A 23,461-nucleotide genomic window follows, 5' to 3' on the forward strand; every position below is an offset into this window, starting at 1 on the left:
GAGGATCGAACTCCCAATCTTCGCATTGCGAAAGCGGACGTCACGAGATTGTTGGTCCAAGCCTCCGAGCTGGGTGGGAGACGGTCCCTCATCTGTGACGTGCTCTCTGCCAACGTGCCACCACACTGATAGCCGTAGAGACCAACATCTATCTGGTGCCTCGCCACACTTGCGGCCCTGTCGCTGATCCTGCCGGGACGTCAATCCCGGCAGTCGCATCAATTTTGCCGTTTCAGTCTCACGAATTCCGTGTCCCTGCACGTCAGGCTGTGTTAAACGTCAATATTCCCCGCCCGCAACGCATTCGACTCGATAAACGCCCGCCGCGGTTCGACGTCATCCCCCATGAGGGTAGTAAAGATCCCATCCGCAGCAATCGCGTCTTCGATCTGCACGCGCAGCAGACGCCGCACTGCCGGATCCATCGTCGTTTCCCACAGCTGCTCGGGATTCATCTCGCCGAGCCCCTTATAGCGTTGTTTGGAGACGTTCCGTTCAGCATCCGCCAGCAGCCACTTCATCGCGCTCTTGAAGTCCGCCACGGCCATGCTGCGCTCACCGCGCTTGATGACCGCACCTTCCCCAATCAGCCCCTTGAACGTATTCGCGGTAGTCACGAGCTGCTGATAATCCGCCGTGTGCTGGAATTCCTGGTCGATGACCGAAACCCGCACGTTGCCGTGATGCGTCCGCTCGACGTGCAGCGCCCGTTGTTCGCGAACCGCGTCATACGAGGGCACAACCCGCACTTCATTCTTCAACGCTTCATCATGCAAAGCAGCGTGCAGCGCCTTAGCCGAAGCCTCGGTCGATTCTTCAGTGGAAAGGTCGATCACCACCCCATCCATGACGGCTTCCAGCGCAGCCGGATCATACAACCGGCTCAACCGATCGATCACGCTCTGCGACAGCAGATACGACCTTGCCAGCTCCCCAAGCGCATCGCCCGAAATCGCCGCCGCATTCTCACCCGGCACCAACTCCGACCCTTGCAGCGCCAACCGCAGCATGTGCGCGTTGAGCTCCACGTCATCCTTCAGATACCGCTCGTCCTTGCCCGCCTTGATCTTGTAAAGCGGCGGCTGCGCGATATACACGTACCCGCGCTCGATCATGTCCGGCATCTGGCGATACAGGAACGTGAGCAGCAGCGTCCGGATGTGCGCACCGTCGACGTCCGCGTCGGTCATGATGATGATGCGGTGATAGCGGAGCTTGTCGAGGTTGTAGTCTTCCTTGCCGATCCCGCACCCAAGCGCGGTCACGAGCGTGACGATCTGCTCCGACGACAGCAGCTTGTCGTAGCGGGCCTTCTCGACGTTCAGCACCTTGCCGCGCAGCGGCAGGATTGCCTGAAACTTCCGGTCACGCCCTTGCTTCGCCGACCCACCTGCCGAGTCACCCTCGACGATGTAGATTTCGCACTTCGCCGGATCCTTCTCCTGGCAGTCCGCGAGCTTGCCCGGCAGGCCGACGCCGTCGAGCACGCCCTTGCGGCGCGTCATCTCCCGCGCCTTCCGCGCAGCATCACGCGCCCGAGCCGCTTCGACGATCTTCCCGCAGATGATCTTCGCGTCGATCGGCGTTTCGAGCAGGAATTCTTCCAGCGCCTTCGCGACGACTTCCTCAACCGGCGCACGCACTTCGGATGACACCAGCTTGTCCTTCGTCTGCGAGCTGAACTTCGGCTCCGGAACCTTCACGGAGAGCACGCACGACAGCCCTTCGCGCATGTCGTCGCCGGTCGTCTCGACCTTCGCCTTCTTCGCGATTTCGTTGTCGGTGATGTACTTGTTGATGACGCGCGTCATCGCGGCCCGCAGGCCGGTCAGGTGCGTGCCGCCGTCGCGCTGCGGAATGTTGTTCGTGAAGCACAGCACGTTCTCGTTGTAGCTGTCGTTCCACTGCATCGCGACTTCCACACCCACGCCGTCCTTCTCGCCGTTGGCGAAGAAAATGGTCGGGTGCAGGTTGGTCTTGGTCTTGTTGATGTACTCGACGAAGCCCTTCACACCGCCGGCGAACGCGAAATCGTCTTCCTTGCCCGAGCGCAGGTCCGTGAGACGGATCCGCACGCCGTTGTTCAGGAACGAGAGCTCGCGCATCCGCTTCGCAAGGATGTCGTAGTGATACTCGACCGTGCCGAAAATGGTCGGATCGGCCATGAAATGCACTTCGGTGCCGCGGTTCTCGGTGTCACCGGTGATCAGCATCGGCGACACTTCCACGCCATCCACCTGCTCGAGCACGCGATCCTGCGCGATGCCGCGATGGAACTCCATGAAATGCTTCTTGCCGTTGCGGCGCACGGTGAGGCGCAGCCAGCTCGACAGCGCGTTCACGCACGACACGCCCACGCCGTGCAGGCCGCCCGACACCTTGTAGCTGTTCTGGTCGAACTTGCCGCCGGCGTGCAGCTCGGTCATCACGATCTCGGCGGCGCTGCGCTTCGGTTCGTGCTTGTCGTTCATCTTCACGTCGGTCGGAATCCCGCGGCCGTTGTCGGTCACGGAAATCGAGTTGTCGGCGTGAATCGTCACGTGGATGTCGTTGCAGTACCCGGCCAACGCTTCGTCGATCGAGTTGTCGAGCACCTCGAACACGAGGTGGTGCAGACCGGTGCCGTCCGACGTGTCGCCGATGTACATCCCGGGGCGCTTGCGCACCGCCTCCAGACCTTCGAGGATCTGGATCGACGAAGCGCCGTAGCTGCTGTTATCGGGTTGCGAATTGTGCTGTTCACTCATGGATATCTTCCGGTTCTGCGAGGCCACTCTCGTGGCGGCGCGGTGCGTTTCAGCGAGAGAAATCGCCGGGCCGCTCCAGTTTCCTGGCCCGCCCAAGGTGCCGAAAAGGCACCAAAGGGACGGGTTGTCGGTTCGCCATAAAAACGCCAAAGGGGCTTGCCGCCCCCTGGTGTGTGTCGCGATGTCGAGCGCGTCAGATGCGCATCGGCATCACGACATACTTGAATTCGTCGTTCTCGGGCACGGTGATCAGCGCGCTCGAGCTGGCGTCGCCGAGGCTCACCTGCACGGTGTCGACCTTCAGGTTCGCGAGCACGTCGAGCAGATACGTGACGTTGAAGCCGATGTCGACGGTATCGCCCTGGTACGCGATTTCGAGTTCTTCCTGCGCCTCTTCCTGATCGGCGTTGGTCGACATGATCTTCAGCTGGCCCGGCGCGATGATGCAGCGCACGCCCTTGAATTTGTCGGACGTCAGAATCGCCGCGCGTTGCAGCGAACGCTGCAGCTCTTCACGGCCGATCTCGAACGTGTTCTTGTGCGCCTTCGGGATCACGCGCTGGAAGTCGGGGAACTTGCCCTCGACCAGCTTCGACACGAGTTCGACGCCGCCGAACGTGAACTTCGCCTGGGTCTGCGCGATGTCGATGGTGACGGTGTCGTCGATATCTTCGAGCAGGCGCTGCAGCTCGAGAATCGTCTTGCGCGGCACGATCACTTCCTGGCGGCCGAACGTGCCGCCCTCGATCTTCATCGACGAGAACGCGAGGCGGTGGCCGTCGGTGGCCACGGCCATCAGCTGGTCGCCGTCGACGACGAGCAGCATGCCGTTCAGGTAGTAGCGGATGTCCTGCTGCGCCATCGCGAAGTGCACCATGCCGAGCAGCTGGCGGAACGACTTCTGCGGGACGGTCAGCGTGGCGCCGAAATCCTTCGCTTGCGCGACGGTCGGGAACTCGTCTGCGGCGAGCGTCTGCAGTGCGAAGCGGCTCTTGCCGGACTGGACGGTGAGGCGCTTGTCGGCGAGCGACAGCGTGACCTGGCCGTCAGGCATCGCGCGCAGGATGTCGAGCAGCTTGCGGGCCGCGACGGTGGTGGCCACCTGGTCGCCGCCGACGCCGAAATCGGCGCGCGTGGTGATCTGCAACTCCAGGTCGGTCGACAGGAATGAAACGTCCGGGCCGTTCTTGGTGATCAGCAGGTTGGCAAGGATCGGCAACGTATGGCGGCGTTCGACGATGCCGCTGACCGTTTGCAGCGGCCTGAGGAGTGTGTCTCGTTCGGTCTTGACCAGTTGCATAGAGTTCCTTCGTTGAGTAACGGCCTGCAGCGCAGCAGCCTCGCAGCGCCCCGTCGGCCGGGCTCTTGGCCCGCCACCACCGGGGCGGTCAAACCTGTATTGTGCCTTAAAACCGAACCGCCCCCCTTAATTTGGGGCGGATGCCGAATTATCAAGCGCGCCCGCGCGCTCAGCCCTTCAACGTCTGTTCCAGCACGTGCAGCTCGTGGTTGAGTTGCGCATCCTTGCTGCGCTCGTCGGCGATCTTGCGCACCGCGTGCAGCACGGTGGTGTGATCGCGCCCGCCGAACAGCTCGCCGATCTCCGGCAGGCTTTTCTGCGTGAGTTCCTTCGCGAGGTACATCGCGATCTGCCGCGGCCGCGCGATGTTCGCGGGGCGCTTCTTCGAGTACATATCCGCGACCTTGATGTTGTAGAAGTCGGCGACGGTCTTCTGGATGTTCTCGACCGAAATCTGCCGGTTCTGCACGGTCAGCAGGTCCTTCAGCGCTTCCTTGGTCAGCTCGATCGAGATCTCGCGGCCGTGGAACTTCGAATACGCGAGGATCTTGCGCAGCGCGCCTTCGAGCTCGCGCACGTTCGAGCGCAGGTGCTTCGCGACGAAGAACGCGACGTCCTCCGACAGGTTCACGCCTTCGGACTGCGCCTTGCGCATCAGGATCGCGACGCGCATCTCGAGCTCGGGCGGCTCGATCGCGACGGTGAGGCCCGAGTCGAAGCGCGAGATCAGGCGATCGTCGATGCCCGAAATCTCCTTCGGATACGTGTCGCTGGTGATGATCACCTGCGCCTTGTTCGCGACGAGCGCCTCGAACGCGTAGAAGAATTCCTCTTGCGTGCGCGACTTGCCGGAGAAGAACTGGATATCGTCGATCAGCAGCAGGTCGAGCGAGTGGTAGTAGCGCTTGAAGTCGTCGAACGCCTTGCGCTGGTACGCCTTCACCACGTCGGACACGTATTGCTCGGCATGGATGTAGCGGATCCGCGCGCCGGCCTTGTCGAGCAGCAGCTGGTTGCCGATCGCGTGGATCAGGTGGGTCTTGCCGAGGCCGACGCCGCCGTACAGGAACAGCGGGTTGTACGAGATGCCGGGGTTGTCCGCGACCTGGATCGCGGCGGCGCGCGCGAGCTGGTTCGCCTTGCCGGTCACGAAGTTGTCGAACGTGAGCACCGGGTTCAGCTTCGAACGTTCGTACATCGAATCGGCTTCGCCGCCGTTCGCGGGGGCGGCGCCCGGACCCGGACGCCACGTGCGGCGGCCGGCCGCGGCTTCGTGCGCGGGCAGGCTCGGCAGGTCGATGTCGGCGTCGTCGGCGTTCAGGTGGTGGGCGGCGGCCGCCGACGGCGTCATCGGCACGTCGGCCGGCGCGCTCGGCGCGGCGGCGGCATTCGCGGTCAGGTTGGCGGCGATCGCGGCGACCGTCGCGGCGGGGCCGGTCGGGGCCAGCGGTGCACGCGGGGCGGCCGGCGCGGCGCCTGCGGGCGCGCTGCGCATGCCGGCCTTCGGATCGAGGACGAACTGGACTTCGATCGGCGTGTTCCAGAATTCGCGGGCCAGATCGGAGATCCGGCCCGAAAACTGGCTCTTGACCCAGTCCAGCTTGAAGCGGTTCGGCGCGGCGATGGACAGCGTGTTCGCCGACGCATCGAAGGCCACCGGGGCCAAGGGTTTGATCCACGTCACGTACTGCTGGGGCGTCAGCTCGCGCTCCAGCAGTGCGGAACAGTGTTGCCAGAAATCGTTCATCAAGTAGCTGTCGTTTTTTGCGTGCACAGCGCGGCTCGCCGGCGCCCTTGTCGCGGTTGCGCAACAAGGCCCGAAGCGGTCGTGCGAGCGTGCGTCGGACGCCTGCGTCACAGTCCTGGAGCGGCAGGCGCGGGCCGAAGCGGCGTGCGGGATTCTTGGAGATAAGGCGAGATTCTAACGCCAAACGCGGCCACAGCGGGACTTATCCACAGGCTGCGATGGTGGGTCGCGGGGCCGGATCGGAGCGGGCCGGCACAGGCGGACGACTCGTAAAGTATTGACCGTCAAGAGAAAAACGGTTTAAATAGCGGGTTCCGCGAAAACCAATCCTGTATTCCCGGCGATTGCGTTCGCCCGAATGCCTCCGGTTAAGGGCACGCGGTCCCCTGAATTTCGACATTCTCGAACAAGTGAGAACATCATGAAACGTACTTACCAACCGTCCGTGACGCGCCGCAAGCGCACCCATGGCTTCCGTGTCCGCATGAAGACGGCAGGTGGCCGCAAGGTCATCAACGCTCGCCGCGCGAAGGGCCGCAAGCGCCTCGCCATCTAAGGCAGGTTGCGCGCTGTGTCCGCCGTCCGCAGTCCTGCGGAAGGTGCCGTCGAGCCGGGTGCGAATCCGTCGCAGACGAAAGCCGCCTTCCCGAAAGCTGCGCGACTTCTGAAAACGGATGAATTTTCATCCGTTTTTCGTTTGCGCCCCTGGCGGCGCTCCGCACACTTCGTGATCTACGGCAAGCCGACCGGCCAGCCTGCCCGCCTGGGGCTCGTCATCGGCAAGAAGTATGCGCCGCGTGCAGTCACCCGTAACCTCGTGAAGCGGCTGGCGCGCGATGCGTTTCGCCTGCGCCGCGCCGAATTCGCCGGTTACGACCTGTTGCTGCGGCAGCACACGCGCTTCGACAAGAAAGCGCTGCCGAGCGCGGCTTCCGCCCCGCTCGCGGCGATGTGCGCGGCCGAAATCCGCGAACTGCTCGACAGGGCAGTCCGGGAGATCGCGCGCCGAGCGTCGAAGCCCGCGTCCGAGTGACGCATCCGTCCGCGGTGCGGCGTGCGCGCCCGCCCGGCCGGTTTTGACGCGGCGCCGAACGGCGTCGCCCAAGGTATGAAAACGGTATTGATCGCGTTGCTGCGCTTCTACAAGGTTGCCGTGAGCCCGATGCTCGGCAACCGTTGCCGTTTTTATCCTTCCTGTTCGGATTACGCGCGCGAGGCAATCCAGTATCATGGCGCCGCGCGCGGCACGTATCTCGCCGTCAGGCGCGTGTGCCGATGCCACCCGTTTTCCGCGGGCGGCATCGACCTCGTCCCGCCGCCCAACTCCGACACTCGCGCTCGCGGCGAAGCCGACGCGCGGTCCCATCGACTCTGAGACAACGCATGGATATCAAACGCACCGTCCTATGGGTGATCTTCTTCATGTCAGCCGTCATGCTGTACGACAACTGGCAGCGCGACCATGGACGCCCGTCGATGTTCTTCCCGAGCGCCACGCACACGGCTCCCGCCGCTGCGGGCGGTGCATCGGGCACGGGCGCGACGACGACCGCAGGTGAAGCACCGGCCGCCGCGGCGGGCGCCGCACCGTCGACGACGGCACCGGCCGCGCAGGCGCAGCTCGTGAAATTCTCGACCGACGTGTACGACGGCGAAATCGACACGCGCGGCGGCACGCTCGCGAAGCTGACGCTGAAGAAGCAGGGCGACGGCAAGCAGCCGGATCTGTACATCACGCTGTTCGACCACACGGCCGGCCACACGTATCTCGCACGCACGGGCCTGCTCGGCGGCGACTTCCCGAACCACAACGACGTCTACACGCAGGTCAATGCGGGCCCGACGTCGCTGACGGGCGACCAGAACACGCTGAAGCTGTCGTTCGAATCGCCGGTGAAGGGCGGCGTGAAGGTGATCAAGACCTACACGTTCACGCGCGGCAGCTACGTGATCGGCGTCGACACGAAGATCGACAACGTCGGCACCGCACCGGTCACGCCGACGGTCTACATGGAACTGGTGCGCGACAACACGGCCGTCGAAACGCCGATGTTCTCGCATACGTTCCTCGGGCCGGCGGTCTACACGGACGCGAAGCACTTCCAGAAGATCAACTTCAGCGACCTCGACAAGAACAAGGCCGACTACGTGAACTCCGCCGACAACGGCTGGGTCGCGATGGTGCAGCACTACTTCGCGTCGGCGTGGATTCCGCAGCAGGGCGCGAAGCGCGACATCTACGCTGAGAAGATCGATCCGACGCTGTACCGCGTCGGTGTGAAGCAGCCGGTCGCCGCGATCGCACCGGGCCAGTCGGCCGACGTGCAGGCGCGCCTGTTCGCCGGTCCGGAAGAAGAGCGCATGCTCGAAGGCATCGCGCCGGGCCTGGAGCTCGTGAAGGACTACGGCTGGGTGACGATCATCGCGAAGCCGCTGTTCTGGCTGCTCGAGAAGATCCACGGCGTGGTCGGCAACTGGGGCTGGGCGATCGTGCTGCTGACGGTGCTGATCAAGGCGGTGTTCTTCCCGCTGTCGGCTGCCAGCTACAAGTCGATGGCGCGCATGAAGGAAATCACGCCGCGCATGCAGGCGCTGCGCGAACGCTTCAAGAGCGATCCGCAGAAGATGAACGCCGCGCTGATGGAGCTGTACAAGACCGAGAAGGTCAATCCGTTCGGCGGCTGTCTGCCGGTCGTGATCCAGATCCCGGTGTTCATCTCGCTGTACTGGGTGCTGCTCGCATCGGTCGAAATGCGCGGCGCGCCGTGGATTCTGTGGATCCACGACCTGTCGCAGCGCGATCCGTTCTTCATCCTGCCGGTGCTGATGGCCGTATCGATGTTCGTGCAGACGAGCCTGAACCCGACGCCGCCGGACCCAGTCCAGGCAAAGATGATGAAGTTCATGCCGATCGCGTTCTCGGTGATGTTCTTCTTCTTCCCGGCCGGTCTCGTGCTGTACTACGTCGTGAACAACGTGCTGTCGATCGCGCAGCAGTACTACATCACGCGCAAGCTCGGCGGCGTCAAGAAGCCTGCCTGACGCGCGTCGCACCCGCGGGCGGCCCGCCGCCCGCGCTGCACGTAAAAAAGCCGCATGGTGCGATCCATGCGGCTTTTTCGTTTTGGGCGGGCGGCGCGGCGGCGACGGTGTGCGTCCGCTCGACCGCCGCAATTCACGCCTTCTTCGTGTCGATTTTCGGTTCGACGTTGTAGAACTGCTCGATCAGCTCCTGGACCAGATAGCGCTGATGCGGCGGCAGCGCCTCGATCTTCGATGCGAGTTCGATCGTCTCCGGTGTCGGCGGATAGCGCTCGTCACGCGGAAGCGGTTGCGGCGTCGGATGTTCGATCACGCTCGGCGACGGCCCGTAATGCAGCCAGTGCAGTTCGACGCGCAACCAGCTGGCGAGCGTTTCGAGTTTATCGGGCGTCGGAATCGTGCGGCCCGTCAGCCATTTGTGCGCGGTTTGCGGCGAAACCGGCTGCTCGCCGCGGTGACGCAGATTGAACCGGTTCGCGAGTTCGGTCGCACCGGTGACTTTGTCCGGACTGCGCCGCAAGGCGAATTTCAGGCGTTCGGAGAACGCCGCTTTTTCTTCGGGTGTCGGCATGGGGGTGATTGTGCAATTCCACCGCCGCGTATCAGACAACCGTATGAGATAAAGATAGCTTATTCGGATGAATCCCAACCTGCGTGCGTGCGCGTGACGGAATGGGGGCCTCAGCGTTGGCCCGTTCCGACAGGCATACTCGTCCGAAATCGGCACGGTGAGCTCGCCGCGGACTGATACTCGACTTAGCCCCGCCGGGATAAATTCGGCCGAGTTCGAAACCGATGGGGCGCCCGGTGGCGTGCGGGCCGGCACGCTACAATGCCGGCGTTCCGATGCCCGCGGTGTTGTGCGGGCGCACCATTCATCGATAGACCTTCCGATTCATCCGATTCCCATGCTCGCTACCGATTCCGATCCGATCGTCGCCATTGCCACTGCTGCCGGCCGGGGTGGCATCGGCGTCGTCCGCGTATCGTTCGGGCGCGGCGGGGAGGCGGCCGCGCTGCCGCTGATCGACGCGTTGTGCGGGCAGCGGCTCGCGCCGCGTCATGCGAGCTACGTGCCGTTTCTCGACGAACACGGCGCGCCGCTCGACCGCGGGATCGCGCTGTATTTCCCGGCACCGCATTCGTACACCGGCGAGCACGTGCTCGAGCTGCAGGGGCATGGCGGGCCGATCGTGATGCAGTTGCTGCTGCAGCGCTGCCTGGATGCCGGGCGCGGCTTCGGGCTGCGGCTCGCGGAACCGGGCGAGTTCACGCGGCGCGCGTTTCTGAACGACAAGCTCGACCTCGCACAGGCGGAGGCGGTGGCCGACCTGATCGAGGCGAGCACCGAGGCGGCGGCGCGCTCGGCCGGGCGGTCGCTCGACGGCGCGTTCTCGCGGCAGATCCACGCGCTCGTCGAGGACGTGATCACGCTGCGGATGCTGGTCGAGGCGACGCTCGATTTCCCCGAAGAGGAGATCGACTTCCTGGAAGCGGCCGACGCGCGCGGCAAGCTCGCGAGGATTCGCGAACAACTGGCGCACGTGCTCGGCGATGCGCGGCAGGGGGCGCTGCTGCGCGAGGGGTTGTCGGTGGTGCTCGCCGGGCAGCCGAACGTCGGCAAGTCGTCGCTGCTGAACGCGCTCGCCGGCGCGGAGCTCGCGATCGTCACGCCGATCGCGGGCACGACGCGCGACAAGGTCGCGCAGACGATCCAGGTCGAAGGGATTCCGCTGCACATCATCGATACGGCCGGGCTGCGCGAGACGGAGGACGAAGTCGAGCGGATCGGGATTGCGCGTACGTGGAGCGAGATCGAGCGCGCGGACGTCGTGCTGCATCTGCTCGATTCGCGCACGGGGATGACGGCGGACGACGAGACGATCGCGGCGCGGTTTCCGGTTGGCGTGCCGGTAGTGCGGGTGTTGAACAAGACGGATCTGACCGGCGTGCCGGCTTGCGTCGAGCATCCGGCGGCTGAAGGCGATCTGACGGAAGTGCATCTGTCGGCGAAGCGCGGCGACGGGATCGACATGTTGCGCGCGGAATTGCTGCGCATCGCGGGGTGGCAGGCGGGGGCGGAGGGCGTTTATCTGGCGCGGGAGCGGCATTTGATTGCGCTGCGGGCGGCGCAGGAGCATCTGGCGCAGGCGGCCGATCATGCGGAGCAAAGGGCGCAGTCGCTCGATCTGTTTGCCGAGGAGCTCAGGCTTGCGCAGGAGCAGCTCAATGCGATTACCGGGGAGTTCACGTCGGACGATCTGCTGGGGGTGATTTTCAGCAGGTTTTGTATCGGGAAGTGATGCCCGAGCCCCTGAAGCTCGAAGACGCGTTGCGGCGCATCGTTGGTTTCTGACGGAGAAAACACGATCCCGATCGATCGCCCGTTCGCGTCGCGCGGCCTGTCATGGAATCGTTGGGCCGGGAAATATCGACACGTTAAACCCCGGCCTCAACACAATCAGAGGGCGCGCATGGCATTCGGATCGGGAGAGCGTAGCGAGCTTCGGCCGTCTGGCGCCGACACCCGCCATCAATCCCAATCCCGATGATGATGGTGATAATACCCGCCGCCACCGTAATATCCGCCCCCATCCGGCACCACGATACAGCCGCTCAGCAGCACGGCCACGCCGGCAATCAGCAAAAGGGTTTTCTTCATCGCGTCCACCTGCTTGGGGTTCAATATGGAACCCAGCATAGCGAGCGCCCTCGACACCGGCTGTAAGCGATCGTTTCCCTGCTCGGCAAACCGTAACGGCGGATTATTCCGGTCACAATGACCGTAACAAATCGCCAATCCGCAGACGTTTTCAGGCGACGACCACGCGGTTGCGTCCCGCATCCTTCGCGCGATACAGCGCGGCATCGGCGGCCTCGATCAGCGCATCGGGCGTCGACAGATCATCCGCCGACACGGTCGCGCAGCCGACGCTGACGCTCACGCGTCCCGCCGGCGACGACGGCATCGCGAGATCGAGCCGCAGCACCGCTTCGCGCGCTTCTTCGGCTACGACGCGCGCGCCGCGCGTACCGGTGTTCGGCAGCACGATCGCAAACTCCTCGCCGCCGTAGCGCGCGACGATGTCCGCCGGCCGCCGTACCGCACCGGCGAGCGCATTCGCGACCGCGATCAGGCACGCATCGCCCTTCACGTGACCGAATGCGTCGTTGTAGGCCTTGAAGTGATCGACGTCGACCATCAGCAGCGACAGCGGCTCGCCCTGCCGACGTGCCTGCAGGAACAGCGTGTGAAAGTGATCGTTGAAGTGGCTGCGGTTGAACGCGCCGGTCAGCCCGTCGCGTGCGGAAGAGCGAACCAGCATCGCATGGGCCTCGAACAGCTGCTGATACAGCTTCGTCACTTCCCATGCGAGCACGCACACCAGCACGCCGGGCGTGAACATGCTGAACACGCGCGCCAGATACCAGCCGACCGTGAAGCGGTGGGTGGTCAGCAGGTTCAGCGTCGTGTCGGTGAGGCACGCCAGCACGGCGATCGCGAGCCACAGGTCGAGCGTCGTGCGCAGCCGGCCCGCGGCCAGCACCGCAACCAGCGCGAACGCGTTGAGGAACCACACGACGAGCGCAATCCCGTTGACGGGCAGCACGGCCGTGTCCGCCGGCGGATGGAACGCGGGCGGCAGCGCGACGTTCAGCGCAAACACGCACAGCAGCGCCGCCGCGGCGGCCGGACCGCCGACCAGCGCGATCGCCCACCGGCGCGTCTGCGCCGCACTGACGGGCACCCGCGTAAGCCGTTCGCGCGCGAACAGCGCGGCCATCACGAAGCACGGAAAGCCGGCATGCCAGAACACCCACATCCACGCGGCGCTCTGCGGACGCGCGCCGAGCAAACCGTGCGGCGCGAACACGCCGGGAAACGTGAGCAGCTGCAGGGCGACGGCGAGCGCGGTGAACGCATACGCGCCGCCGAGCGCACCGAGCACGGGCTGGCGCGTGACGGTGAACTGCGCGCCGAGGAAGAACGCCGCGATGCTCGCGGTGGTGAACACGGTCAGCGCGCACATCGGCATGAACGGCTCGACGGCCGGCAGCGCGACGTTCGCATGCGGGACGGCAATCCCGAGCGCGAGCACGATGACGAGGGCCGTCAGCGCGCCGAACCACAGCTGACGACGCGTCGTATGCTGGATCAGGATGCCTTCCATCGATTCCCCCGGCGCTCATGCGGACACGCCCGGTCTTGGCGCCGGGCGGCATGCGTCCGGCCGCCACGCGCGACCGGTGCGGGCCGATCCTATCGCGTTATTGGTGCGCGCTCAAATACCGAGGCCGGGGCCGAAGTTGCCGGCGACCCAGCGCGTGACGGCATCGACGTCCGCATAGTCCTGTTCGGGCAGGCCGTCGAGCATCGACAGCACTTCGTTGCTGGCGCCAGCGTCGCGTGCGGCGTCGACGATCGCATCCTTGTTCGCCGGATAGCGGACGGCCGCCAGCACGTCGGCGATCTGCAGGTCGATCGTTTCGCTGGGGATATCGTGTGCGGGCAGAGCAGGTTTGTCGTTCACGTCGGCGTCTCGCTGGTTGAGCGGGAATCGGTTCGAAGCGGAAGGCGGTGGCAGCGTTCGGAGAAGCACGCGCGGGCGTGGCGCGGCCCGGACGGCGATCGACTCAGTGGCCGCGCCGCACGCGGCGCCACGGATGTTTCCAGTCGATATGCGGGGCGTTTTCGTCGCGCGGGTGCTGCCGCCGATGTTCCTGCCACAGTTCGTCGGAGAACAGCGCAGCCACGATCACGAGTGGCAGCACGAGGAAGATGCCGAGTATCACTTGCTCGATCACGATAGCCTCCTTGCGGTGGCAGGAACCCTTGCTCCCATTCTAGGCTCTGAACTTCGCCCGCGGTCAACTTCTTGCGGCGCGTTTGCGCCGCGCGCGCGGGCATCGAAAACGACAGAAAAAGGACACGAACATGCAACTCCAGAACGACAGGCACACGCTTGCGCTGCGGCCGCTGGAGCGCCAGGACCTGCGCTTCGTCCACGAGCTGAACAACGACGCAAAAATCATGCGCTACTGGTTCGAGGAGCCGTACGAAACCTTCTCGGAGCTGTCGCAGCTGTATGATCGCCATGTGCACGACCAGCGCGAGCGCCGCTTCGTCGCGGTCGATCCGCAGGACGAACTCGTCGGCCTCGTCGAGCTGATCGAGCTCGACTACATCCACCGCCGCGGCGAATTCCAGATCATCATCGCGCCGCAATGCCAGGGGCGAGGCTACGCGGGCCAGGCGACGCGTCTCGCGATCGAATATGCGTTCAAGGTCCTGAACATGCGCAAGCTGTACCTGATCGTCGATACGTCGAACGCGGCAGCCATTCACGTGTACGAGAAATGCGGATTCCAGCACGAGGCGGAATTGAAGGAAGAGTTTTTCGGAAACGGCGCGTATCACAACGCTTATCGGATGTGCATCTTCCAGCGCGATTATTTCGAGCGCTCGAAATCGGCCTGACTGGATAACGCCGGGTAAAAAACCTCGGGTAAACGCGCTGCGGCGCCCCGTCCGTGCTGGATTCGGCACCCTCGGGAAAATACGGGTAAATACGAACGCGCTTATACCTGGCATTTTTCTTGTATCAGGTAAATCCGGTTCCGCAGTGCGGTAAATTCATATCGTTTCGGACGACTTTAGGTGCATTGCATCAAAGCCGGCCCGATATTGAAATGAATTATCCAAACCGTTCACCGCTTTTCCTGTAACTTCGCTGAAAGCCTTGTGCGGCAACGTTCGCCGCCAGGCCGCACGAGGCAGTCCGCGCGTTGCTCGCCGCCGCCGGATGCATCGAGTCCGCGGAAAACCGCGTGCGCACGGGGTGCGACAATTCGCCGCTATTGCGATCGCACAACAAATGTGCTTGATATCGCTTGCCGGTCTTCTAAAGTGAAAAACGCGGGTTCACGATCACCTTTAAACACATAGCTAACCCAGCCTGGTGCCCGCAAGCATGGAGACAGAACATGATGAAGCGAACCGGTGTCCTTTTTGCCCTTGTCGGCGCATTTTGCGCGGTGTCGATCGCTCAGGCAGGCGGTGATTCGGCCGTCAAGCCGAAGCAGGAAATCCAGCTGACGAAGAACGCATGGGGCTGTCTGTCAAAAGACAATCTGGACTCCGTACTGAGTCACGAGCGTGACGGCAAGTCGCAGGCGAAGCAGCAGTACTTCGACGACTTCCGTTGCCTGTCGGTGCCGGAGGGCCAGCGCTTCCGCGTCGTGTCGGTCGATCAGGGCGACGTCCAGTTCGTCAGTGCCGACAACAGCGACCAGCAGGGTCTCTGGACGGATTCGCGCTTCGTCAAGCAATAACGCGCACGCAATATCGCGCACGCGCGCCTCTCGCCCCCCCACGCCGGCCCGACACGTCGGCGGCGCGGCCTGAACGCGGCCCGGTCGATGCCGGGCCGTCGCGCTGTGGAGCGCCCGTCACGCGCCGGGCGGCGCGCATTCGGTATCATCACGGCCCGACCGAACCGAATGCCCGCCCGGGCCGTATCCGCATGGCGCTGAAATCCACGATCTACAAAGCCGAGCTGCAAATCGCCGACATGGATCGGCACTATTACGCCGATCACGCGTTGACGGTCGCCCGTCATCCGTCGGAAACCGACGAGCGGATGATGGTGCGCATCGTCGCATTCGCGCTGTTCGCGCACGAGCGTCTCGAATTCTGCAAGGGTCTGTCGGACGTCGACGAACCGGATCTGTGGCAGAAGGACCTGACCGGTGCGATCGACGTGTGGATCGAAGCCGGGCAGCCCGACGAACGGCGCATCTCGAAGGCGGCCGGACGCGCCGGCGAGGTCACGGTGATCGCGTACGGCGGCAAGACCTCGGACATCTGGTGGCAGGGCGTGCGCAGCAAGGTGGAGCGGCTGCGCAACGTGCAGGTGCTGTCGCTCGCCGACGGCGTCGCGGCCGCGCTCGGGCGTCTCGCCGAGCGCACGATGCGCCTGCAGTGCACGGTGCAGGACGGCGCCGCGTGGATCTCGAGCGCCGACCACGATCCGGTCGCGGTCGAGTGGACCGTGGTGAAGCCGTTCGCCGACGCGTGACGCCGGGTGCTCAGCCGATCGTGGCGGGCGGCCCCTTGAATTCCAGCATGTTCCCTTCCGGATCGAACAGATAGATCGACGGGCCGTAGCCGCCGGCCCCGTAGCGTTCGGCCGGCGCGCCGGGGCGCGCGCCATACGCGGCGAAATGCTCGGTCAGCGCGTCGGGGTCGAACGGCTCGACGCGCAGGCACAGATGGTCGAGATTGCGGCCGGTGCCGGGCGGGCCGCTGTCGGGACGGTCGATCGGGCCGCCGACCGACAGCAGGTCGATCAGCGCGTCGCCGGCGCGCAATTGCACGAGGCCGAGATTGGGCTGCTCCTTCTCGACGTGGCAGCCGACGGCATCGCAGTAAAAACGGGTCATCGCAGCCATGTCGGTTACGCGCAGCACGACGTGATCGATCGAGCGGATGGTCGGTTTCATGAGCAGGCACTCCCTTCGCGGATCGCGTGCACCGAGTGTAGACCTGGCCGGCGACGCGCGCCGGAGTCCCGCGCGATCGACGGACGAAAAAAAGCCCGTTCACGCAGAGCGGAACGGGCTTAATCCATATCAGGAGGAGACATGGAGGAGACAGTTCCAACTATACACACGGCGATGGTGCGTTGCAATATTCCGAGTGTAAAAAATCGTCAGGACGGCGATTTGTCGCAGCTGCGCTGCAGCAAAATGGTGACGGGATGATGACGAAAGCGGCGTCGGGGCAGCCTCCGCACGCCTTTTTGTCCGATCGATCGCACGCCAATGCGCCCCCATTTTGTCGGCATGAATCACAGAGCAAGATTCAGGGCGCGCCGGCATGTACCGATGTCTAGAGTAGGCACCATCTACACTAGAGAGTGCGAGGTTCAGATGAAAACCGCCTATCCGACCGACGATGCCCGCTGGGGCGCCGTGACCGCCCGCGATCCGCACGCGGACGGCGCGTTCTTCTATGCCGTGCGCACGACCGGCGTGTTCTGCCGCCCGAGCTGCGCGTCGCGGCTGCCGCGGCGCGAGCATGTGTCGTTCTTCGCCAGCCCGGCCGACGCGCGTGCGGCCGGTTTCCGTCCGTGCAAGCGCTGCCAGCCGGAAGGGCTGCCGCGCGAGCTCGAGATCGTCAATCGCGCCTGTGCGGTGCTCGATGCGCATCCGGAGCGGCTCACGCTGCAGCAGCTGAGCGACGCGGTGCACGTGAGCCCGTTCCACCTGCAGCGGCTGTTCAAGCGCGTGGTCGGCGTGTCGCCGCGGCAGTATCAGGCCGCGCAGCGCGGCGCTGCACTGCGCGACGCGCTGCAGAGCGGGCAGCCGGTTACGCGGGCGGCCGTCGACGCGGGCTTCAACTCGCCGTCGCGGCTCTATGCGTCGGTGCCGCGCGAGCTCGGGATGGCGCCGTCCGCGTTCCGCCGGCAGGGTGCCGGCCTGCGGATCGACTACGCGACCGCATCGACGCCGCTCGGCACGGTGCTCGTCGCCGCGACAGAACAGGGCATCTGCCGGATCGCGTTCGGCGACGACCCGGCGTCGCTGGTCGCCGAGCTGAACGACGCGTTCGCGCGCGCCGAACGGGTCGAATCGCCGTCGCGGCTCGCGCCGTTCGTCGCGCAGATCCGCGCGTACCTCGACGGCACGCGGCACGCGTTCGACCTGCCGCTCGACATCGCGCCGACCGCGTTCCAGCAGCGCGTGTGGGAAGCGCTGACGCGCATCCCGTACGGCGAAACGCGCAGCTATTCGGAGATCGCGGAGGCGCTCGGCTCGCCGCGCGCGGTGCGGGCCGTCGCGTCGGCATGCGCGTCGAACCCGGTCGCACTCGCGATTCCGTGTCACCGGGTCGTGCAGAAGGGCGGCGCGCTCGCCGGTTATCGCTGGGGCGTGCGGCGCAAGGCGGCGCTGCTCGCGTCCGAGGCGCGCCATCTGCGCGACGATGAAACCGAAGCCGTTGCGGAGGGCAACGCAGTTTGAGCATTGAAACAACCACGATTACATCGATTGCGGACGGCGGCCAGGTGCCGCCGTCCGCGCAGATGGAACTGCGCTTCAAGGCGCCGTACGACTGGGCGCGCGTGTTGCGCTTTTTCAGCGGGCGGGCGATTCCCGGCGTCGAGCAGGTCGTCGACGGCGTGTATCGACGGATCGTCGACCTGCACGGCGACGCGGGCCGGCTCACCGTCACGAAGCATCCGCGCCGGCATTGCCTGATCGCGACGGTGGACGGGCCGGCCGCGCGCCATGTCGACGACGCATTCGCGCGCCGCGTCGCGTCGATGTTCGACCTCGGCGCCGACCCGGCCGCGATCGGCGGCGGGCTCGCGCGCGACCCGTGGTTCGCGCCGCTCGTCGCGGCCGCGCCGGGGCTGCGCGTGCCGGGTGCATGGTCCGGGTTCGAGCTCGCGGTGCGCGCGATCGTCGGCCAGCAGGTGAGCGTGAAGGCGGCGACGACGATCGTCGGCCGGCTGGTCCAGCGCGCCGGCGAGCGCGTCGTGCACGACGGCGGAGGACCCGCGCCGGACGGCGCGCCCGCGTGGCGCTTCCCGACACCGGACGCGCTCGCCGCGTGCGACCTGCAAAAGATCGGAATGCCCGGCAAGCGGGCCGCGGCGCTGACGGGTATGGCGCGCGCGGTGGCGGACGGCCACGTGCCGCTCGATCCGGCGCATGCGGACCTCGAGACGCTGCGCCGCGCGTGGCTCGACCTGCCCGGCATCGGCCCGTGGACCGTCGAATACATCGCGATGCGCGCGTGGCGCGACCCGGACGCGTGGCCGGCGTCGGACCTCGTGCTGATGCAGTCGATCGCCGCGCGCGATCCGTCGCTCGACCGGCTCGCGAGCCAGAAGCGCCGCACCGAAGGCTGGCGGCCGTGGCGTGCGTACGCGGCGCTGCATCTGTGGAACGACGTCGCGGACCGGGCCGGCGGCGCGCGCGGCGGATGACGCTCGCAACGGCCACGCCGCGCTGCAACTGAACCGGACACCGCCACGATGCACGCTGGTCAAGCGCCGGGTCCGGCAGCGATCGGTCCGTGGTCCTCACGGTTGCAACGCTTGACGGCGATCAATCGAATCGGATGTCTGCCGCGCTGCAAATCCGGCTGGCGGGAGGGCGTGGCGGATGACGCGGCGCGGGTTGCGCCTGCCTGCCCGGGAGCGCCGGTCGCTCACGTTCCGTCCGACGAATCCGCATGTTTGCCGCGTCCGCCGGCGCCGCTCGCAGCCGGCCGCGCAGGCGGCGAACGCGACCATCGGTCCGCCCGGCGGCCCGTCCGGCGGCCCGCTGCGGCGGCCGCGCACCGCGCGGCGCCGCCTCAAGCGCGTGTTTCGGCGAGATGTTAAAGTGCCCGCTACCAACGAAGCGACCAATAATCCAGCCGGCCGCGTGCGGCGTTCTGCGCGCGGCCGTCACGCACTTGCGTCTCCATGTCGAACACCATGACTCACCGCCAGTCCGAACTGCTGCTGAATCGTCTCGAAGCGCTGAGCTCGGGCCCGACGCGGCAGCATCTGCCCGACGGCCTGCGCGGCATCGAAAAGGAAAGCCTGCGCGTGACGCGCGACGGGATGATCGCGTTCACGCCGCATCCGAGCGCGCTCGGTTCGGCCCTCACGCACCCGTCGTTGACGACCGACTATTCCGAAGCGCTGATCGAACTGATCACGCCGGCGGAACCCGACGCATCGATCACGCTCGAGCGCCTCGACGATCTGCACCGCTACGTGTATGCGTCGCTCGGCGACGAGATGCTGTGGAACGACTCGATGCCGGGCCTGCTGCCGGCCGACGACGAAATCCCGATCGCCGACTACGGCACGTCGAACATCGGCCGCCTGAAGACGGTGTACCGGCGCGGCCTCGCGTATCGCTACGGCCGCACGATGCAGTGCATCGCCGGCATCCACTACAACTACTCGCTGCACGAGGAAGTGTGGCGGCGCCTGCATGCGGAAGAGGGCTCGACGGCCTCGCTCGTCGACTATCAGTCGGAGCGCTATCTCGCGCAGATCCGCAACTTCCGCCGCCGCAGCTGGCTGCTGATGTACCTGTTCGGCGCCTCGCCGGCGCTCGACACGAAATTCCTGCGCGGCAAGCCGCACCGGCTCGACACGTTCGACGCCGACACGCTGTACCGGCCGTATGCGACGAGCCTGCGGATGAGCGATCTCGGTTACTCGAACACCACCGCGCAGGCCGCGCTGCACGTCGACTACAACACGCTGCCCGGCTATCTCGACGCGCTGTCGAAGGCGGTGAGCGAGCCGTATCCGCCGTACGAGGCGATCGGCACGCATCGCGACGGCGAGTGGATCCAGATCAACACGAACGTGCTGCAGATCGAGAACGAGTTCTACTCGACGATCCGGCCGAAGCGCGTCACGTATTCGGGCGAGCGGCCGCTGCATGCGCTCGCATCGCGCGGCGTGCAGTACATCGAAGTGCGCTGCCTCGACATCGATCCGTTCGAGCCGACCGGCATCGCGCTCGAAACCGCGCGCTTCATCGATGCGTTCCTGCTCGCGTGCGCGCTCGACGACAGCCCCGCGCTCGACTGCGACGCGTACAAGGAAGCGAATGCGAACTTCGGCAGCGTGACGATGGATGGCCGCAAGCCGGGGCTCACGCTGACGCGCGACGGCCAGCCGGTCACGCTGCAGGCGTGGGCGGACGACCTGATGACCGATATCGAAACGGTCGGGCGCCGTCTCGACGAGATTCGCGGCGGCGACGAGCATGCGCGCGCGATTGCCGCGCAGCGCGAGAAGCTTGCCGATCCGGAGCGTACGCCGTCGGCGCGTGTGCTGCGCACGATGCGCGAGAACGGGCAATCGTTCCTCGCGTTCGCGCGTGCGCACAGCGAAGCGCATGCCGCGCACTTCCGCGCGAATCCGCCGTCGGCGCAGACGATGCGCGCCGAGCAGGCGCTCGCCGCGAAGTCGCTCGCCGAGCAGGCCGAGCTGGAAGCGAAGGAGGCCGGCTCGTTCGACGCGTTCGTCGCGGCCTATCGTGCGTATACGCTGAACCGCTTCAGCGTTTGAGGGCTGCGGCCCGCCGTGCATCGCGCGGCGGGTTTGCCGGTTGCGGCGCGCGCTTCAGTGATGCGCGTACGTGTCGCGATCGACCACCGGCGGCAGCGCCGGCTTTCCCGATTCGACGTTCGCATGGCCGTCGCTGCCGTAGCCGGCGGCGGCGCCGCGCGCCTGCGCGGCACGCTGCATGATCCGCTGCATGTTCTGCGGAAAGTCGGGACTGCTGGCGAGGTTCGCGCGGTAGCCGGCGGCCTGCAATTCCACGAGCTCCTGGCGGACTTCCGCACGCGTCAGCGTCGACGCGGCCTGCGCCTCGGCGGCGACGGCCGAGCCGGTCAGCAATAACGCGCACGCCGCAAGTTTCATGGTTTTCATCGTGTTCGCTCCGTGAGGGCTCCGGCGCCGCCAGTGCGTCGGCGCGGCCGGAATCGATGCAGCCAGTCTAGGCTTCGGACGCCAAACGAAACACCCCGCCTGCCGTCAGTCACCTTTGTATGCTGCGCAACATTGCGCCGGCACCTTTGCTGGCGCGCGCGCCAGCGAGCCGCCAGCCGCGGTTCATCGTGCGGCGGATGCCGCGGATCGGCACTGCGCGCATCGGGGTTGCCCTCCTTGTGCAAGCGCGACACGCCTCCTAACCTCTTTTAAGCGACCGATCGGTCGGCGCCGCGGCATGGTTGCATGCGCAAGCGTCGCGCGGTCGTCGCGGCCGTGGAACGCACGTTTGGTCCTGGATCGGAGACACGACACACGATGAATCCCACCGCAGCCCTGCCGCCCGGCATCCTGTTCGCGCAGCCGTTGACGCCCGTCGCCAACTCGCTGTTCCTGTCATTTCTCGTCGCGGTGATTCCGATCGCGGTCGCGCTGATCGCGCTCGGCGTGCTGCGCCGGCCGGCGTGGCAGGCATCGCTGGCCGGGCTCGTCGCCGGCCTCGCGGTTGCGATCGGCGCGTGGGGCATGCCGGCCGGCCTCGCGTTCAATGCGGTCGGCGCCGGCATGGCGCTCGCGGTCGTGCCGGTGATGTGGATCGTGTTCAACGCCTTGCTGCTGTACAACATCGCGGTGAAGTCGGGCCGCTTCGACCAGTTCCGGCAATGGATGCTCGACAACCTGCCCGACGATCGCCGCCTCGTGCTGCTCGTCGTCGCGTTCTCGTTCGGCTGTCTGCTCGAAGGGATCTCCGGCTTCGGCACGCCGGTCGCGATCACCAGCGCGCTGCTGATCGCGCTCGGCTTCCCCGCGCTCGAAGCGCTCACCTACACGCTGCTGTTCAACACCGCGCCGGTCGCGTTCGGTGCGCTCGGCGTGCCGATCACCGTGCTCGGCGCGGTCACGTCGCTGCCGCCCGCGACGCTCGGCGCGATGGTCGGCCGGCAACTGCCGTTCTTCGCGCTGCTGCTGCCGTTCTACGTGGTCGGCGCGTACGGCGGCCTGCGCTCGATCGCGAAGCTGTGGCCCGCGCTGCTGGTGTCCGGCGCCAGCTTCGCGATCGCGCAGTTCGTCACGTCGAACTTCCTCGGCTACCAGCTCACCGACGTGCTGTCGTCGCTCAGCTCGCTGATCGTCACGATCGGCTTCCTGCAGGTGTGGAAGCCGCAGCCCGATCCGCAATTCGCGCTCGCACGCAGCGTGCCCGCGGCCGCCGGCGCCGCGCGCGCAGGCTTCGGCGGCTGGCTGCCGTGGCTCGTCGTGTCGGTGGTCGTGATCGTCTGGGTGCACGCGAACATCGCGGCGATCGGCGACGTGAAGATCAAGTGGCCGGGGCTGCACAACACGGTGTACGTGTCGCTGTATCACAAGCCGTATGCGGCGATCTGGGATTTCCAGCCGCTCGGCACCGGCACCGCGATCCTCGTGTCGGCGATCATCACCGCCGTGCTGACGCGCACCGGCCCCGGCGCGTTCGTCGAATGCGTGGTCAAGACGTGGCGGCAGACGTGGATCGCGATCGTCACGGTGATGATGATCGTCGGGCTCGCGTACCTGCTGAACTACTCGGGGATCAGCTATACGCTCGGCACCGGCGTTGCGTCGACCGGCGCGCTGTTCCCGCTCGTGTCGGCGTCGCTCGGCTGGATCGCGGTGTTCCTGTCCGGCAGCGACACGTCCGGCAATGCGCTGTTCGGCAACCTGCAGGTCGTCGCCGCGCGGCAGCTCGGCCTCGATCCCGTGCTGATGGCCGCGACCAACTCGTCGGGCGGCGTGATGGGGAAGATGATCTCGCCGCAGAACATCGCGACCGGCGTGTCGACGACCGACCTGAAGGGGCAGGAAGGCGTCGTGTTCGCGCGTACCTTCTGGCACAGCGTGATCCTCACGCTGCTGCTCGGCGTGCTCGTGTTCCTGCAGCAGCACGTGTTGACGTGGATGATCCCGGCGCTGCCGAAGTGAAACGCGGTGCGGCGGCGGGCCGCAACGAGGCACGAGGAAAACAACGACGCAGGGTGCGGGAAAAAAGCGCCGGGCTGCATGGCGGGAAGGACGGCGGGGAAGGACGGCGGGGAAGCCGGGCGGGGAAGCACGCCTGTGGAAACAGAAA

At 65.9% G+C, this 23,461-nt stretch carries 22 protein-coding genes; 12 read left to right on the forward strand and 10 right to left on the reverse strand.

The features are described 5' to 3' along the window. Positions 1-272 precede the first annotated feature (272 nt). The 3 genes from gyrB to dnaA all read right to left on the reverse strand — a co-directional run bounded on the left by gyrB (position 273) and on the right by dnaA (position 5,794). Positions 273-2,747: a DNA topoisomerase (ATP-hydrolyzing) subunit B gene (gene gyrB, locus Q3A80_RS30305; RefSeq protein ID WP_446332481.1), complete on the reverse strand. Its 2,475-nt coding sequence runs from the start codon at positions 2,745-2,747 to the stop codon at positions 273-275. A gap of 193 nt (positions 2,748-2,940) precedes the next feature. Further along, a complete protein-coding gene (gene dnaN, locus Q3A80_RS30310; RefSeq protein ID WP_446332466.1) occupies positions 2,941-4,047 on the reverse strand; it encodes a DNA polymerase III subunit beta in 1,107 nt (368 codons plus the stop codon). Positions 4,048-4,216: 169 nt separating this feature from the next. Beyond that, positions 4,217-5,794 carry a chromosomal replication initiator protein DnaA gene (gene dnaA, locus Q3A80_RS30315; protein ID WP_446332467.1) on the reverse strand — a complete coding sequence of 526 codons (1,578 nt, stop codon included), beginning with the start codon at positions 5,792-5,794 and terminating at the stop codon, positions 4,217-4,219. A 421-nt stretch (positions 5,795-6,215) separates the two neighbouring features. Between dnaA and rpmH the strand changes: the two genes are divergently transcribed. The 4 genes from rpmH (at position 6,216) to yidC (ending at position 8,836) form a co-directional block, all read left to right on the forward strand. After that, the gene (rpmH, locus tag Q3A80_RS30320) at positions 6,216-6,350 is read left to right on the forward strand and encodes a 50S ribosomal protein L34 (protein ID WP_004198824.1); all 135 of its coding nucleotides are present in this window, start codon (positions 6,216-6,218) and stop codon (positions 6,348-6,350) included. Positions 6,351-6,365: 15 nt separating this feature from the next. Further along, positions 6,366-6,827, forward strand: coding sequence for a ribonuclease P protein component (gene rnpA, locus Q3A80_RS30325; protein ID WP_031401531.1), 462 nt, complete (start codon positions 6,366-6,368; stop codon positions 6,825-6,827). Positions 6,828-6,902: 75 nt separating this feature from the next. After that, entirely contained in the window at positions 6,903-7,169 is a 267-nt protein-coding gene (gene yidD / locus Q3A80_RS30330; RefSeq protein WP_006489939.1) for a membrane protein insertion efficiency factor YidD, read from the forward strand. 8 nt (positions 7,170-7,177) lie between these two features. Next, a complete protein-coding gene (gene yidC, locus Q3A80_RS30335; protein WP_446332468.1) occupies positions 7,178-8,836 on the forward strand; it encodes a membrane protein insertase YidC in 1,659 nt (552 codons plus the stop codon). A gap of 133 nt (positions 8,837-8,969) precedes the next feature. On the opposite strand, the gene Q3A80_RS30340 is transcribed toward yidC, so the two are convergent. After that, on the reverse strand, positions 8,970-9,407 hold the full coding sequence (locus Q3A80_RS30340; RefSeq protein WP_446332469.1) for a transcriptional regulator: 438 nt from the start codon (positions 9,405-9,407) through the stop codon (positions 8,970-8,972). Positions 9,408-9,744: 337 nt separating this feature from the next. On the opposite strand from Q3A80_RS30340, the gene mnmE reads away from it, so the two are divergent. Then, a complete protein-coding gene (gene mnmE, locus Q3A80_RS30345; RefSeq protein WP_446332470.1) occupies positions 9,745-11,139 on the forward strand; it encodes a tRNA uridine-5-carboxymethylaminomethyl(34) synthesis GTPase MnmE in 1,395 nt (464 codons plus the stop codon). A gap of 230 nt (positions 11,140-11,369) precedes the next feature. Here the strand turns inward: mnmE and Q3A80_RS30350 are convergent, their stop codons facing one another. From Q3A80_RS30350 to Q3A80_RS30365, 4 genes are all read right to left on the reverse strand, one after another. Continuing rightward, positions 11,370-11,498: a hypothetical protein gene (locus Q3A80_RS30350; RefSeq protein WP_256941070.1), complete on the reverse strand. Its 129-nt coding sequence runs from the start codon at positions 11,496-11,498 to the stop codon at positions 11,370-11,372. Between the two features lie 151 nt (positions 11,499-11,649). Continuing rightward, positions 11,650-13,008 carry a sensor domain-containing diguanylate cyclase gene (locus tag Q3A80_RS30355; protein ID WP_446332471.1) on the reverse strand — a complete coding sequence of 453 codons (1,359 nt, stop codon included), beginning with the start codon at positions 13,006-13,008 and terminating at the stop codon, positions 11,650-11,652. 111 nt (positions 13,009-13,119) lie between these two features. Next, positions 13,120-13,368 carry a DUF2795 domain-containing protein gene (locus tag Q3A80_RS30360; RefSeq protein ID WP_014895654.1) on the reverse strand — a complete coding sequence of 83 codons (249 nt, stop codon included), beginning with the start codon at positions 13,366-13,368 and terminating at the stop codon, positions 13,120-13,122. Positions 13,369-13,471: 103 nt separating this feature from the next. Then, entirely contained in the window at positions 13,472-13,642 is a 171-nt protein-coding gene (locus tag Q3A80_RS30365) for a hypothetical protein (RefSeq protein WP_006489933.1), read from the reverse strand. A 130-nt stretch (positions 13,643-13,772) separates the two neighbouring features. Here Q3A80_RS30365 and speG point away from each other — a divergent pair, with 130 nt between their 5' ends. From speG to Q3A80_RS30380, 3 genes are all read left to right on the forward strand, one after another. Next, positions 13,773-14,315 carry a spermidine N1-acetyltransferase gene (gene speG, locus Q3A80_RS30370; RefSeq protein ID WP_446332472.1) on the forward strand — a complete coding sequence of 181 codons (543 nt, stop codon included), beginning with the start codon at positions 13,773-13,775 and terminating at the stop codon, positions 14,313-14,315. 506 nt (positions 14,316-14,821) lie between these two features. Then, entirely contained in the window at positions 14,822-15,169 is a 348-nt protein-coding gene (gene sap1 / locus Q3A80_RS30375; protein ID WP_006489950.1) for a surface attachment protein Sap1, read from the forward strand. 191 nt (positions 15,170-15,360) lie between these two features. Beyond that, the gene (locus Q3A80_RS30380) at positions 15,361-15,915 is read left to right on the forward strand and encodes a YaeQ family protein (RefSeq protein WP_446332473.1); all 555 of its coding nucleotides are present in this window, start codon (positions 15,361-15,363) and stop codon (positions 15,913-15,915) included. Between the two features lie 10 nt (positions 15,916-15,925). Here Q3A80_RS30380 and Q3A80_RS30385 read toward each other — a convergent pair whose 3' ends face one another. After that, positions 15,926-16,339: a VOC family protein gene (locus Q3A80_RS30385; RefSeq protein WP_446332474.1), complete on the reverse strand. Its 414-nt coding sequence runs from the start codon at positions 16,337-16,339 to the stop codon at positions 15,926-15,928. Between the two features lie 429 nt (positions 16,340-16,768). Between Q3A80_RS30385 and ada the strand changes: the two genes are divergently transcribed. From ada to gshA, 3 genes are all read left to right on the forward strand, one after another. Continuing rightward, positions 16,769-17,860, forward strand: a complete 1,092-nt coding sequence (gene ada, locus Q3A80_RS30390; RefSeq protein WP_446332475.1) for a bifunctional DNA-binding transcriptional regulator/O6-methylguanine-DNA methyltransferase Ada — start codon at positions 16,769-16,771, stop codon at positions 17,858-17,860. Further along, a complete protein-coding gene (locus tag Q3A80_RS30395) occupies positions 17,857-18,831 on the forward strand; it encodes a DNA-3-methyladenine glycosylase family protein (protein WP_446332476.1) in 975 nt (324 codons plus the stop codon). Before ada ends, Q3A80_RS30395 begins: the two co-directional genes overlap by 4 nt. Positions 18,832-19,314: 483 nt before the next feature. Further along, entirely contained in the window at positions 19,315-20,928 is a 1,614-nt protein-coding gene (gshA, locus tag Q3A80_RS30400) for a glutamate--cysteine ligase (RefSeq protein WP_446332477.1), read from the forward strand. 54 nt (positions 20,929-20,982) lie between these two features. Here gshA and Q3A80_RS30405 read toward each other — a convergent pair whose 3' ends face one another. Beyond that, positions 20,983-21,294 carry a DUF4148 domain-containing protein gene (locus Q3A80_RS30405; RefSeq protein WP_446332478.1) on the reverse strand — a complete coding sequence of 104 codons (312 nt, stop codon included), beginning with the start codon at positions 21,292-21,294 and terminating at the stop codon, positions 20,983-20,985. Between the two features lie 378 nt (positions 21,295-21,672). Between Q3A80_RS30405 and Q3A80_RS30410 the strand changes: the two genes are divergently transcribed. Next, complete coding sequence (locus Q3A80_RS30410; protein WP_446332479.1) at positions 21,673-23,313, forward strand: L-lactate permease; 1,641 nt, start codon at positions 21,673-21,675, stop codon at positions 23,311-23,313. Positions 23,314-23,461 lie beyond the last annotated feature (148 nt).

The organism is Burkholderia sp. SR8 (assembly GCF_052851275.1).

Excerpts from the sequence above, each read along its gene's own strand:
- dnaN (WP_446332466.1), bottom strand. The coding sequence starts at position 4,047 with ATGCAACTGGTCAAGACCGAACGAGACACACTCCTCAGGCCGCTGCAA.
- Q3A80_RS30380 (WP_446332473.1), top strand. The coding sequence starts at position 15,361 with ATGGCGCTGAAATCCACGATCTACAAAGCCGAGCTGCAAATCGCCGAC.
- Q3A80_RS30350 (WP_256941070.1), bottom strand. The coding sequence starts at position 11,498 with ATGAAGAAAACCCTTTTGCTGATTGCCGGCGTGGCCGTGCTGCTGAGC.
- mnmE (WP_446332470.1), top strand. The coding sequence starts at position 9,745 with ATGCTCGCTACCGATTCCGATCCGATCGTCGCCATTGCCACTGCTGCC.
- gyrB (WP_446332481.1), bottom strand. The coding sequence starts at position 2,747 with ATGAGTGAACAGCACAATTCGCAACCCGATAACAGCAGCTACGGCGCT.
- gshA (WP_446332477.1), top strand. The coding sequence starts at position 19,315 with ATGTCGAACACCATGACTCACCGCCAGTCCGAACTGCTGCTGAATCGT.
- Q3A80_RS30405 (WP_446332478.1), bottom strand. The coding sequence starts at position 21,294 with ATGAAAACCATGAAACTTGCGGCGTGCGCGTTATTGCTGACCGGCTCG.
- yidD (WP_006489939.1), top strand. The coding sequence starts at position 6,903 with ATGAAAACGGTATTGATCGCGTTGCTGCGCTTCTACAAGGTTGCCGTG.
- dnaA (WP_446332467.1), bottom strand. The coding sequence starts at position 5,794 with ATGAACGATTTCTGGCAACACTGTTCCGCACTGCTGGAGCGCGAGCTG.
- ada (WP_446332475.1), top strand. The coding sequence starts at position 16,769 with ATGAAAACCGCCTATCCGACCGACGATGCCCGCTGGGGCGCCGTGACC.
- speG (WP_446332472.1), top strand. The coding sequence starts at position 13,773 with ATGCAACTCCAGAACGACAGGCACACGCTTGCGCTGCGGCCGCTGGAG.
- Q3A80_RS30410 (WP_446332479.1), top strand. The coding sequence starts at position 21,673 with ATGAATCCCACCGCAGCCCTGCCGCCCGGCATCCTGTTCGCGCAGCCG.
- Q3A80_RS30385 (WP_446332474.1), bottom strand. The coding sequence starts at position 16,339 with ATGAAACCGACCATCCGCTCGATCGATCACGTCGTGCTGCGCGTAACC.
- rpmH (WP_004198824.1), top strand. The coding sequence starts at position 6,216 with ATGAAACGTACTTACCAACCGTCCGTGACGCGCCGCAAGCGCACCCAT.
- sap1 (WP_006489950.1), top strand. The coding sequence starts at position 14,822 with ATGATGAAGCGAACCGGTGTCCTTTTTGCCCTTGTCGGCGCATTTTGC.
- Q3A80_RS30340 (WP_446332469.1), bottom strand. The coding sequence starts at position 9,407 with ATGCCGACACCCGAAGAAAAAGCGGCGTTCTCCGAACGCCTGAAATTC.
- yidC (WP_446332468.1), top strand. The coding sequence starts at position 7,178 with ATGGATATCAAACGCACCGTCCTATGGGTGATCTTCTTCATGTCAGCC.
- Q3A80_RS30355 (WP_446332471.1), bottom strand. The coding sequence starts at position 13,008 with ATGGAAGGCATCCTGATCCAGCATACGACGCGTCGTCAGCTGTGGTTC.